This is a genomic window from Caulobacter vibrioides (assembly GCF_002858865.1).
Lineage (GTDB): Bacteria > Pseudomonadota > Alphaproteobacteria > Caulobacterales > Caulobacteraceae > Caulobacter > Caulobacter vibrioides.
Genome location: NZ_PJRR01000016.1, coordinates 242,686 through 255,158, shown reverse-complemented (window position 1 = coordinate 255,158; position 12,473 = coordinate 242,686). Strand labels below are relative to the sequence as shown.

Sequence of the window (12,473 nt, the reverse complement as noted above, 5' to 3'; positions counted from 1 at the left end):
CCCGCCTAGTTGCGAGCCGGTTCCAGCCGGAGCTGGCTCTCCATCACCGTAAAGCCGCGGCCGCGCAACAGAACGCGCGCGCCGCGGTTTTCGCATTCCAGGTCACCGCCGCGCCCCGGATAGGCCTGATGGAACTTGAGCCGGCCCGCGCCGAGCTTGTCGCCAAACAGCGGCATCAGGATGCAGTGGGCCGAGCCGGTCGCCGGATCCTCCGGGATGCCGAAACCGGGCGCGAAGAACCGGCTGACCACAGCGTAGTCGGCGCCGGCGTCGGCCTGGGCGACGACCACGGTCTGCCCTGCTCCGCCCGTCGCCTCGCCGCCGATCACCTTCAAGGCGCCAAGGTCCGGCCTCAGCTGACGGACAGTCGTCTCGTCGTCGACGACCGCGACCAGATAGGCCCCCGCCCAGACCTCGCGTGGCCGCACGCCGAGCGCCTCGGCCAGTCCCTCGGGGACCTCGGTCCGGCGCGGCGGATCGGCGGGAAAATCCATCTCCAACTGGTCGTCCGCGCGGCGGACGGTGAGCACGCCAGAAAGCGTTTCGAAGCTCAGCATGGCGACATCGACGCCGAGCTCTTCGAACAACACATGGGCGGCGGCGAGCGTGGCGTGGCCGCACAGCGGCGCCTCCAGCGTCGGGGTGAACCAGCGCAGTCCAAAGCGGTCAGGATCGGCGGTCTTCAGCAGATAGGCGGTTTCGGCCTGGTTGTTCTCGGCCGCCAGGGCCTGCATCCAGGCGTCAGTCGGCCAGACGTCAAACGGCTCCAGCACACAGGCCGGATTACCCCGGAAGGGACCGGTGGCGAACGCGTCGATGGTCCACTGGCGCATGGCGAGCCTCTGGCGAAATCGGATGAAGGCCCCTGTTATGCGCCGCGGAGACGGCCCGCAAAGCCTTTATCGCCCCAGCGACCATCCGGGCTCAGGGTTCGATCGAGATTTCCGGCCACCGCGCCTTGGCCGACGCCGTGGTTCGCGCCCAACCGCCCGCACCTTTGACGCGCAAGGGATTCGGACGAAGGCGCAGGGCGAACAGGTCCTCCAACCCGAATGGCGCCCAGACCTGGAGGCTGTCATCGGCCTGGAGACGCACACCCACGCAGAAGGCCGTCGCGACAAAGCGCTTCAAGGCTGCGGCGCTGTCCTCCAACGGCGGATAGGGCTCGTCGGCGCCGAACTTCTTTTCGAACCACAGATGCACGCGGGCCTGGTTACGCACCTCGACGAGATCGCGCAGGGGCGGCTCGAACGCTGCGGCGACGCGCTTGATCACCACGTCCTCGGCCTCATAGGAGGTGTCGCTGTCGTCGTGATAGGCGACGTCGTAGTCCTTGATGCCGTAGTCCGGCGCCCGGCCCGTCAGGTGATTCCAGACCGGCTGGTAAACCGCGCCCGAGAAGATCATCCAGTCCGGCAGGTCCAGCTCACGGACCGTCTTCAGGACATGCATCGTCGTGGGGACGCCGCGTAGGATCTCGACGAAGCGCTCTTCGAGACTTGAGGTCATGTCCGCAGGGTCCAGCCGTGATCCAGAGGCCCGTGGCCGGCGCCGAAGCCGGGCGCGCGCAGCATGGCCTCGTGCACATAGTTCCAGGCCTGAGCGACGGCTTCTTCGAGCTTCAGGCCCTTGGCCAAGCCGGCGGCGCAGGCCGAGGCGAGCGTGCAGCCCGTGCCATGCGTATGGCGCGTGTCGATCCGCTCGCCTTCGAAGGTGGTCTCGCCTGCTGGCGTCATCAGCACGTCAACCACGCGCTCGCCGGCCACATGACCGCCCTTCATCAACACCGCTCGGGCGCCGAGGGCGAGCAAAGCCTCGCCCGCGCGACGCAGATCCTCGGTGGTCTCAACGACAAGGCCTGTCAGCGCCGCAGCTTCGGGCGCATTGGGCGTGAGCAGGAACGCGCGCGGGATCATCAGGCTCTTCACGGCGCCGATCGCCGCTTCCGCCAGCAGGGGAGCGCCTCCCTTGGCGACCATGACAGGATCCACCACGGCCGGAACGCCGCCGGCGTGGTCCAACGCCTGGGCGACGATCTCGACGACCGCTGCATCGCCCAGCATGCCCGTCTTGATCGCATCCGCCCCGATATCGTCCAGCACGGCCCTGGCCTGCGCGGCGATCACGTCCAGCGGGATCGGGTGGACGCCTGTGACGCCCAAGGTGTTCTGCACCGTGACGGCGGTGATCGCGGTGGCCGCATAGCCGCCGAGCGCGGTGATCGTCTTGATGTCGGCCTGGATCCCCGCGCCACCACCGGAATCAGAGCCGGCGATGACGAGAACGCGACCTTTGTGAGCTTGGGACATGCAGCGTTCTTAGGCGGGAATCGGACGCGCACAAAGGGCGCTTGGATGCGCCTTAAGGGGGCGACCCGGCGCCACGAATAGCCCGCAGCACATCCAGCGCCTGGACGGTTTCGCGCACATCGTGGACCCGCACGGCCGCCACGCCCGCCTCGGCGCCGGCGAGATGCGCGGCGATCGAGCCGCCAAGACGGTCGGAGGCTTCATGGGCCGAAGAGTCGATCCCGGCGATGAACCGCTTGCGGCTGGCGCCCAACAGGATCGGATAGCCCAGAGCGACGAACCGCGGCAGGGCGGCGATCAGCGCGAGATTATGCGCCAGCGTCTTGCCAAAGCCGATGCCCGGGTCGAGCCAGATCTTGTCCTTGGCCACCCCGGCGGCCATGGCCGTAAACGCCCGCGCCAGCAGGAAGGCCTCGACCTCGGCCACGACGTCGTCATAGCGCGGCGCGTCCTGCATCGTGCCGGGCTCGCCCAGCATGTGCATCAGGACCACCTCGCAGCCCAGTTCGGCGGCGACTTCCGGGGCGTCCGGCGAGAACCGCAGGGCGGTGACGTCGTTCCACATCGTCGCCCCGGCCTTGACGGCGGCCCGCGCGACGGCCGGCTTCATCGTATCGATGGACACCGGAACATCGCTGGCGCGCCGCACCGCTTCAATGAGGGGAACAACCCGCAAGATCTCGTCAAACTCGGACACGGGCGCCGCGCCGGGACGCGTGCTTTCGCCGCCGATGTCCAGGATGTCGGCGCCCTGGGCGATCAGGCGACGCGCGTGCTCGACACCATCCTGCGCCGCGAGAAACTTGCCCCCGTCAGAGAAGCTGTCGGGCGTGACGTTGACGATCCCCATCACCCGGGGCCGGAAGGCGGTGCTCATGGCGCCAGCCTTACGCCTCCCCCAGCATCCGGTCGACCCGCCCGGTCAGGTCGCTGACCGCAAAGGGCTTGGTCAGCACCTCCATGCCGTACTCGATATGCCCGTGGTTCAGGACGGCGTTCTCGGCGTAACCGGTGATGAACAACACCTTGAGGCGCGGCAGGAGGGCGCGCGCGCCATCGGCGACCTGACGGCCGTTCAGGCCGCCCGGGAGACCAACATCCGTAATCAGCAGGTCGACCTGACGACCAGACTGCAGGATTCTCAGACCCGCCGCGCCATCAGGCGCCTCCAGACAGGCGTATCCAAGCTCTGACAAGGTGTCGACGACCAGCATCCGCACCGTAGGCTCGTCGTCGACAACCAGAACCGTCTTGTCGGCCTGGACGTGCGGCGCGTACGGCGCTGTCGTACTGGTCTCAACCTCCTCCTCGCCCAGATGACGGGGAAGATAGAGGCAAACCGTCGTACCGTGGCCGACCTCGGAATAGATCCGAACATGGCCGTTCGACTGCCGGGCAAAGCCGTACACCATCGACAATCCCAGACCGGTCCCCTGACCGATCGGCTTGGTGGTGAAGAAAGGATCGAAGACGCGCTCAAGCGTCGCCTTGTCGATGCCCGTACCGGTGTCGCTGACACTCACCGACACATACTGCCCGGGATCCAGCCCGTGTTCGCGCGCGGCCGGCCCGTCGAGCCACCGGTTGCTGGTCTCGATCATGATCTTCCCCCCGTCCGGCATCGCGTCGCGGGCGTTGATGCAGAGATTGAGGAGGGCGTTCTCCAACTGGTTGGCGTCCACGAGGGTGGGCCAAAGCCCCGTCGCCGCGACGTTCTCAACCTTGATCGACGGTCCAACCGTCCGTCGGACCAGCTCGACGAAGTCCGGCAACAGCCTGTTGACGACCATCGGGCGTGGCGCGAGCGTCTGGCGCCGCGAAAAGGCCAGGAGGCGATGGGTCAGGGCCGCCGCCCGGCGCGCTGCGCCCTGGCCGGCCGTCAGATAGCGCTCAACCTCCCCGGCGCGCCCCTGCGCTAGGCGCGCGCCGATCATCTCGAACGACCCCGAAATGCCGGCCAACAGATTGTTGAAATCGTGCGCGAGACCACCCGTGAGCTGGCCTACCGCCTCCATCTTCTGCGCCTGCCGCAGCGCCTCCTCCGTGCGCTCACGCTCGGCCAGGGCTTGGGCGATGCGGCTCTCGAGCGTCTCGTTGAGACCGCGCAGATCCGCCTCGGCGCGCTTGCGGGCGGTGACGTCCTGGAACAGCACCGCCACCTGCTTCAACTCGGGCGGCTCGATCCGAAAGGACGACAGTTCCAGGTGACGGCCCGTCGCCACCAGCTCTTGCTCGAAGCGGATGGGTTCTCCAGTCCGCAGCACTGCGCCATAGCGGGCGACCCATGCGTCGGCCTCCTTAGGCACTACCTCCCGAAGCGTCTGACCCACGACGTTGAAAATGCCGGCGTGCCGCTCGTAGGCGGCATTGGCCATGATGTGGACGTAGTCGCTGTCTGGCCCGTGCGGCCCGTCGAAGAACTCGATGACACAGAAGCCCTCGTCCATCGACTCAAAGAGCGCCTGATAGCGACGCTCGTCGGCGCGGTGGGCCCGCTCCTGCCGAACCCTTGCGGTGATATCGTTGCACAGGACCAGGACGCCCAGCACCTGCCCCTCATCACCGCAAACCGGCGAGAACATCAGGTTACACCAGGCCGCCTCGCCGTTGTCGCGCGTGAAACCGACACATTCCTGGACAACGCTCTCGCCCGCGCGCGCGCGCCGCAGCAGCGGAAGGCCGGCGGGAATGGGGAAGACATCGTCGAAACGTGCGCCCAGACCCCGGGCGACCAGCAGGGCGCGGGCGGCGTCGTTGTGCAACAGCAACGCCTCGTCACCCCAAGCCAGGAACGATGGGATGGGCGAGGCCAGCATCATGCCGGCCGCAACCTTCAGCGCCGGCGGCCACGCTTGGGGAAATCCCATCGGGGTTTCGGACCAGTCATGCGCAGCGATGGCCAGCCCTGCATCCCCCATTCTCGCCAGGAAGGCCGGAGGATCAGGGGGGGCTGGCAAGCCCCTCGGCTGGTTGGCGGACACGGTATCCAATCGAACAGCCCCGAAGCCGCATTGGCACGGCCAAGCTTTAACGGGCCTCGCGGTTTCCGGTTGCGGCGCGTCGCGAAAAAATCTGGCGAACAAAAAAGCCGGCCCTTTCGAGCCGGCTTTTCGTTGAGACCTTTGATGAGGGTCAGGCGGTGACGCTGGCGCCCGCGCCCGGCGACAGCGGCACCAGGGACGGCGCGATAACCGCCGTGGCCGCCTCTTCCTCTTCGCGCTTGGGGGGGATGCCCTTGAGGATGTCGGCGATCTCCTCGCCGGACAGGGTCTCGTACTCAAGCAGGGCCTTACCCAGGGTGTGTAGGTCGTCGATCTTCTCGGTCAGAATGCGGCGGGCCTCGTCCAGGCCGTACTGCACCAGACGCTTGACCTCGCTGTCGATCAGACGCGCCGTCTCTTCCGAGACGTTCTGGGTCCGGGCGACCGAGTGGCCCAGGAAGACCTCGTCCTGGTTGTCGCCATAGGCCACCGTGCCCAGGATGTCGGAATAGCCCCAGCGGGTGACCATGTTACGGGCCAGATCCGTGGCCGCCTTGATGTCACTGGACGCGCCCGAGGTGATGTTCTCCTTGCCGAAGATGATCTCCTCGGCCACGCGGCCACCCATCATGATGGCCAGGCGGCTGGTCATCTGCTGGTACTTCATCGAGTAGCGGTCGCCTTCCGGCAGCTGCATGACCATGCCCAGAGCCCGGCCGCGCGGCACGATGGTGGCCTTGTGCACCGGGTCGGCCAGCGGGACGTTCAGCGCCACGATGGCGTGGCCGCCCTCGTGATAGGCCGTCAGCTTCTTTTCTTCCTCATTCATGGCCATCGAGCGACGCTCGGCGCCCATCATGACCTTGTCCTTGGCCTGCTCGAAGTCCTGCATGGTGACCATGCGGCGGTTCTTGCGGGCGGCCATCAGGGCGGCTTCGTTGACGAGGTTGGCCAGGTCGGCGCCCGAGAAGCCTGGGGTGCCGCGCGCCAGCGTCTTGACGTCGACATCGGCGGCCAGCGGCACGTTCTTCATGTGCACGCGGATGATCTTCTCGCGGCCGGCGACGTCGGGGTTGGGCACCACGACCTGACGGTCGAAGCGGCCCGGACGCAGCAGCGCGGGGTCCAGAACGTCCGGACGGTTGGTGGCGGCGATCAGGATGATGCCTTCATTGGCCTCGAAGCCGTCCATCTCGACCAGCAGTTGGTTCAGCGTCTGCTCGCGCTCGTCGTTGCCGCCGCCCAGGCCCGCGCCACGATGGCGACCGACCGCGTCGATTTCGTCGATGAAGATGATGCAGGGCGCGTTTTTCTTGGCCTGCTCGAACATGTCGCGCACGCGGCTGGCGCCGACGCCGACGAACATTTCGACGAAGTCCGAACCCGAGATGGTGAAGAACGGCACGCCGGCTTCGCCCGCGACCGCGCGGGCGATCAGGGTCTTACCCGTACCCGGAGGACCCACCAGCAGGGCGCCCTTGGGGATCTTGCCGCCCAGGCGCTGGAACTTGGCCGGGTCCTTCAGGAAGTCGACGACCTCCTGCAGTTCTTCCTTGGCCTCGTCGACGCCCGCGACGTCCTCGAAGGTGATGCGGTTCTTGTTCTCCGTCAGCAGCCGCGCCTTGGACTTGCCAAAGCCCATGGCGCCCTTCGCGCCGCCCTGCATCTGACGCATCAGAAACAGCCAGACGCCGACGACCAGAAGGATCGGCAGCAGCTGCACGAGGATGGCCAGGAAGCTGATCGAGCCGCTCTTGAACTTCACGTCCGCGTTCTTGGCCACCATGCGGTTGACCAGTTCCTCGGAATTCATCGGCGCGTTGACCGTCAGGGTCTTGTTGTCGGCGGTCTTGGCCAGCACCGTTTGGCCGGCGATCTCGGCCGACTTGATCTTGCCCGCGTCAACGTCCTTGAGGAGCTGCGAATAGCTGATCTCGCTGCTGCTTTTCGTACGCGAGTTCTGGCTGACGACAAACACGCCGCCCAGCACCGCCACGATCACCAGCCAGATGGCCAGGTTTCTGAAATTCATACGCCTTGTCTTCCTAGCGAGTGGGGTCTTCCCAGCGAATAGGGTCTCGACCAACCAAGATAGGGGGTCTTGAGCGCTTGCGCCACGGACGTGACATCAGGTCACGGATTCTTGGTCGAGAAGGCCGACCGCAGCCTTGAACCGATCTAGAACGAGCGAACGCACGCGCGCTTCTCCATCGGCTTCAAGCTGCAGGTCGTCAAGCACGAGCTCCCCCGGAGCGTCACCGTCCAGGCTCAGCAGCACGGGCAGACACGGGCGCACGGCGGGCGCGATGGCCGAAAGTCTGGCGCGCTGCTCGGCGGGCAAGCTGGAGGTCCGCCCGCGCAGCGCGACGACCGCGAGCGCGGTCTTGCCCGCGACAACCTCCCAGCGACCGTCCCACACCCCGCAAGCCCCTGGAGCAAGATCAAGTCGGGCCAGTCCGCCGCGCGCGGCCTCGCCGGCGTCGCGGCAGATCAGCACCGCCTGATCGGCTTCGATCCGCGCGCCCGCCAGCGTGGCGGTAAACCGCGCGCCCGACCTTAGACGTTCGACCAGTCGCGCCAGGCGATCTCCCCTCGGGGGGCGCTCAGCGCCGCTGGCGCAGAGCAGGGCCGCCGCCAGGTGGGCGGGAACGACATCCCGGGGCAGGCGGATCGCACCGGCGGGATCAATCTCGAAAACCCCCGGCGGCGGCGACTCTCTCAGCGGAAGGGGCGGGGCGAGCGCCCCGGCGGCCCGAGCGCGCGCCCGTGCGTAGCGCAGGTCGAGATTGGCCGGGTCATCGAGCCAGGTTTCACCTTCCCGCGTAAGCGCGTCCCGGATTTCCGCACGCGTCAGCGTCAGCAGCGGGCGGAGCACGAACAGCCCTCGCCCCTCGGGCCACACCGGCGACGGCGCCCACGCCCGAGGGTTGGACACGGAGGAGCCCTCGGCGCGCATGGCCACACCCTCGGCGAGATCGCTGGCCGTATGGCCAAGGATCAACACCCGGGCTCCAGCCTCGCGCGCAGCGGTGGCCAGGAGCGCATGACGCGCCCGTCGCGCAGCGGCGGGAAGTCCTGTGCGAGGCTTTTGGTCCGTCCAGGTCAGTCCAAGGGCGGCGGCGCCGAGCGCCCGCGCCTTGGCGACCGCCTCCGCCGTCCAGGCTGCGCTTTGGGGCTGCAGTTGGTGGTCAACAACCAGGGCCAGCACCGGGCGGTCCAGAGGACGCGCCCAGTCCAGAACCGTCTTGAGCAGGAACAGCGAGTCTCCGCCGCCGGAAAACCCGACCGCGAGCGGCGCACGGGACGCCGGATCGAGCCGCCGGTCTAGAGCGGCTCGAACCTGATCTAGGCGCACTTGGCCGCGACGCGGGTCGAGGCCGCGCGCGAGTTCACCTGAGCGGGCGCCTTGGGGTAGCGCTTGGCCAGTTCGTCGAGGGTTCGACAGGCTTCGGTGGTCTTTTTCAGCGCGACCATCGACCGGGCGAGCTTCAAGGTCGCGTCAGGGGCCCAGCTGGTCTGTGGCCAGCCGCGGATCGCACCGATGTAGTTGCCGGCGGCGTCGGTATAGGCCTCGCGCACGAACTGCGTTTCACCCAGCCAGTAGCGGGCTTCCGGCGTCCTGGCGCTCTCCGGGTAATTGTTCACATAGGCTGCGAAGGCCTGCTCGGCATTGGCGTAATCGCCCGCCAACAACAGATCCTTGGCTTGCTTGAAGGCGACCGCCGGGTCGGCGGGCGGCGCGGGCGGCGGTGGGACATCTCCGGCCAGCGGCGGTGCGGCCTGGGCGGTCGCGGCCGCCTGCAGGTCGGCCAGCGTCTTCTCAATCGCGGCCAGCCGCTGCTCCAGCGCGTCAGCGCGAGCCTTCTGGTCAGTGGCGGCGCGCTGGGCCTTGGTCAGCTCGAAGTTCGTCGACTCGTTCTGGCCGTTCAGCCGGGTGAGCGTCTGCTCCAGGTCGGACACGCGCTCATTCAGCGCCGCGATCTGCGCGTCGGTCTCGGCCGGCTGCACCACCACCGGCTTGCCCGTATCGCGACCCTGGAAGACGATCGAGCGCAGCTCGCGCACGACCTTCTCCATGCGCTCGACGCGCTTGGCCGAGCGGTCATCGAGCGGATCGGCCGGCGGCAAGGGCGTCTGGGCCACCGCGACGGCGGCGGTGGAAGCGAACAGGACGGCGAGCAGGGCGGATTTCAGCGTCATGGCCGTGATTTACCGATAGAGCCGAGACAAAACTAGGGCGGCTTCCCGCTTGAGAAGCCGCCCTGTCTGAACGCGTCTTAGCGAGCGCCGTCCGTGATGGCCGTGCGGCCGTTCCGGTTCTTGGCCCAGGCTTCTTCGCTCGAGCCCGGATCGATCGGACGTTCCTTGCCGAACGAGATCGTCTCGATGCGCGCGCTCGAAACGCCCTGAGCGATCAGGAAGTCGCGCACGGCATTGGCGCGGCGAGCGCCCAGAGCCAGGTTGTACTCACGCGTGCCGCGTTCGTCGGCGTTGCCTTCGATGCGGATGCGCACGCTCGAATAGCGGTTCAGCCACTGGGCCTGACCGGCCAGCACCGGTTGGGCGTCGGCGCGAATGACGTATTCGTCGGTGTCGAAATAGACCCGGTCGCCGATATTGACGACAAAGTCCTGCACCGAACCGGGCAGGATACCGCTGGTCACCGGCGGCGGAGCCGGCGGCGTATACGGAGTCGGTTGGGTCGGCTGCGGCTGAGCGGGCGGCGGCGTGACGGGCTGGGGCTTCGGACGCGAAGCGCAGGCGGCGAGCGAAGCGGCGGCCAGGCCGACGAGCGCCAGTCTAGCGGCGCGCTGGGTGTCGAAGCTCATCCAGTTTCTCCTCAAGTCAACGAACTCTGGACACGATCCATACCTGCGCAAAGCTTGGAATGGACCCTCTAAATGTCTGACCAAGCCTCACAATGATGTCAGATGCCCGTCAGATGACGCGGATTCACTTGCAGCGGGAATAAGCCTCGCCGTGACCATCCTCAGCCGGGAACGCCCCGGTCCGGTTAAGGTTGCGCCCCCCACTCGGGGCCTAGTCCAGAAGGGGCGACCAGGCGGGGTCGGAGGCGGAACCGCTATAGGCCGCAGGGCGCAGGATCCGCCCCGTGATATCGACGGTCCACAGCCGCGGATTACCGCTCGCGCCCTCGCGGAAGAACATCAGCACCCGCCCGTTCGGCGCCCAGGTCGGCCCCTCGTCCAGATAGCTGGTGGTCAGCAGGCGCTCATCGCCGCCGTCGGCGCGCATGACGCCGATGTGGAACTCGCCGCCCGTCTGCTTGGTGAAGGCGATGAAGTCGCCCCGCGGGCTCCACACCGGCGTGGTGTAACGACCACCGCCATAGGAGATGCGCCGCACGCCCGAGCCGTCGGTGTTCATCACATAGATCTGGGCCTGACCGCCCCGGTCGGAGTTGAACACGATCTTGGTTCCGTCCGGCGAGAACGACGGCGAGGTGTCGATGGCCGGATCGGTCGTGATCCGGGTGGTCGCGCGCGAGCGCAGATCCATCACATAGATGTCGCTGTTGCCGTTCCGCTCGACCGAGAAGGCCACCTTGCTGCCGTCGGGCGAGAAGCGCGGCGCAAACACCATGCCCGGGAACTTGCCGACCGTTTCCTGGCGACTGGTCTCCAGGTTCAGCAGGTAGATCGACGAGCCGGTCGGCCGCAGGGCCATATAGGTCAGTTCCTGGCTGGTCGACGAGAAGCGCGGCGTCATCACGATGTAGGAGCCATCGGTCAGATACTGCGGGTTGGCCCCGTCCTGGTCCATGATCGCCAGGCGCTTGACGCGGTTCAGCTTGGGGCCGCTTTCGGCGACGAAGGCCACGCGGGTGTCGAAATAGCCCTTCTCGCCGGTCAGGCGCTCATAGACCGCGTCGCTGATCTTGTGCGCCACGCGACGCCAGTTGTCGGGCGTGGACGAGAACTGCAGCCCCAGAAGCTGCTGCTGGCTGAACACGTCCCACAGGCGGAAGTCCACGCGCAGGCCGCCGTCGGCGCCGACGGTCACCTGGCCGTTGATCAGAGCTTGCGCGCCGGTGGACTGCCAGTCGGGGAAGCGCGGCTGCACGTTCACGTCGGCCAGCTTGTCGGGGACGCCCGCCACGTTCAGCGGCTGGAACAGACCCGAACGCTCGAGATTGCCGGTGATGACCTGGGCGATCTCGGCCCCGCGCGTCGAGCCTGAGAAGACCGGAATGGCGATGGGCAGCGGCTTGACCGCGCCGGCGTTGATGTCGACCTCGATCTGCGCGGCGGCCGGAGTGACGAAGGCCGCGCCGCTCAGCAGGGCGGCGACCATCAGCAGCAGGGCTCTAAGGCGCATCGGGGTCTCCTTGTTCATCTTTTCAAGCCTCAACGCGAACAGGCCTGTTTTGCATTGAAGTTGAGGGCGATTTTCTGACCGTACAGGTCCGACGGCAGGTAAGCGAACGGCGAGGCGGCGAACAATGCGCGGATGGCGCGGTCCGAGGCGGCCTTCACAACGGGATCGGGCGAGGACGTGCCGGGCGACTCCGGCTGGCCGACCACCCGACCACCCGGTCCGATCACGAACACCACGCGCACATTGACGTTGGAGCCGCCCTCGACCTCGCAGTTCGGGTTCCAGCGATCCTGCACCTCGCCCTGCAGGCGACCCAGGGCTGCGGCCGAGAGCCCGGTGGCCGCGCCCATGGCCGGGCGGGCCGAGACCGAGGTTTCCGCGCGCGCGGGCCCCTTGGGCGCATTGGCGGTGGGCTTGCCGGTCGCCTTCTGGGTCTTGGCGATCGAGGCTTCGAGCGAGGCGAAGAAGTCGTTGTCCGCCTTCTTCTGCGGCGTCGGCTTGGCGGGTGTCGGTTTGGGCGTGGGCTTGGGGGCCGGCGTCGGCTTGGCCGGCGCGGCCGGTGCGGGCGTCGGCGTGGGAGCTGGAGTCGGCGCGGGCGGCTGCGGCGTCGCCTCGGGCGTCGGCTCAGGCGTCTGGGCGGTCTGCTCCTCCAGCGCCTCCTCGGCGGGACGCACATTGGTCGGACCATTGGTGACGATGGTGACCGGCACCGACTCGCCGATGGTGATCGGCTCGGACTGTTTCCACGGCAAGCCGAACGCGATCACCGCCGCCACGGCGCCGTGCAGGGCGATCGACCCCAGCAGGGCCGGAGACAGAGTCTGTTCGCGGCGAGCGCTCATGC

Annotated in this window: 11 protein-coding genes; all 11 read right to left on the bottom strand. The window is 67.6% G+C overall.

Annotated elements, in window-relative coordinates; all coding sequences use genetic code 11:
- Window positions 1–5: 5 nt before the first annotated feature.
- The 11 genes from CVUC_RS13305 to tolA all read right to left on the bottom strand — a co-directional run bounded on the left by CVUC_RS13305 (window position 6) and on the right by tolA (window position 12,471).
- Complete coding sequence (locus CVUC_RS13305; RefSeq protein ID WP_096034323.1) at window positions 6–833, bottom strand: PhzF family phenazine biosynthesis protein; 828 nt, start codon at window positions 831–833, stop codon at window positions 6–8.
- A gap of 91 nt (window positions 834–924) precedes the next feature.
- The gene (locus tag CVUC_RS13300; RefSeq protein WP_096034324.1) at window positions 925–1,509 is read right to left on the bottom strand and encodes a nucleotidyltransferase family protein; all 585 of its coding nucleotides are present in this window, start codon (window positions 1,507–1,509) and stop codon (window positions 925–927) included.
- Window positions 1,506–2,309, bottom strand: coding sequence for a bifunctional hydroxymethylpyrimidine kinase/phosphomethylpyrimidine kinase (thiD, locus tag CVUC_RS13295; RefSeq protein ID WP_010921056.1), 804 nt, complete (start codon window positions 2,307–2,309; stop codon window positions 1,506–1,508). The genes CVUC_RS13300 and thiD overlap by 4 nt, the downstream gene beginning before the upstream one ends.
- A 52-nt stretch (window positions 2,310–2,361) precedes the next feature.
- Window positions 2,362–3,186, bottom strand: a complete 825-nt coding sequence (gene folP / locus CVUC_RS13290) for a dihydropteroate synthase (protein ID WP_096034325.1) — start codon at window positions 3,184–3,186, stop codon at window positions 2,362–2,364.
- Between the two features lie 10 nt (window positions 3,187–3,196).
- The gene (locus CVUC_RS13285; protein WP_233279795.1) at window positions 3,197–5,176 is read right to left on the bottom strand and encodes a hybrid sensor histidine kinase/response regulator; all 1,980 of its coding nucleotides are present in this window, start codon (window positions 5,174–5,176) and stop codon (window positions 3,197–3,199) included.
- Window positions 5,177–5,441: 265 nt separating this feature from the next.
- Entirely contained in the window at window positions 5,442–7,322 is a 1,881-nt protein-coding gene (ftsH, locus tag CVUC_RS13280; protein WP_096034326.1) for an ATP-dependent zinc metalloprotease FtsH, read from the bottom strand.
- A 96-nt stretch (window positions 7,323–7,418) separates the two neighbouring features.
- Entirely contained in the window at window positions 7,419–8,645 is a 1,227-nt protein-coding gene (tilS, locus tag CVUC_RS13275; RefSeq protein WP_096034327.1) for a tRNA lysidine(34) synthetase TilS, read from the bottom strand.
- Window positions 8,636–9,490, bottom strand: coding sequence for a tol-pal system protein YbgF (ybgF, locus tag CVUC_RS13270; protein ID WP_096034328.1), 855 nt, complete (start codon window positions 9,488–9,490; stop codon window positions 8,636–8,638). Before ybgF ends, tilS begins: the two co-directional genes overlap by 10 nt.
- Window positions 9,491–9,567: 77 nt before the next feature.
- Complete coding sequence (gene pal, locus CVUC_RS13265) at window positions 9,568–10,134, bottom strand: peptidoglycan-associated lipoprotein Pal (RefSeq protein WP_010921062.1); 567 nt, start codon at window positions 10,132–10,134, stop codon at window positions 9,568–9,570.
- Window positions 10,135–10,330: 196 nt separating this feature from the next.
- Window positions 10,331–11,662, bottom strand: coding sequence for a Tol-Pal system beta propeller repeat protein TolB (tolB, locus tag CVUC_RS13260; protein ID WP_164468228.1), 1,332 nt, complete (start codon window positions 11,660–11,662; stop codon window positions 10,331–10,333).
- Window positions 11,659–12,471, bottom strand: a complete 813-nt coding sequence (tolA, locus tag CVUC_RS13255; protein WP_096034329.1) for a cell envelope integrity protein TolA — start codon at window positions 12,469–12,471, stop codon at window positions 11,659–11,661. Before tolA ends, tolB begins: the two co-directional genes overlap by 4 nt.
- Between the last annotated feature and the right edge of the window lie 2 nt (window positions 12,472–12,473).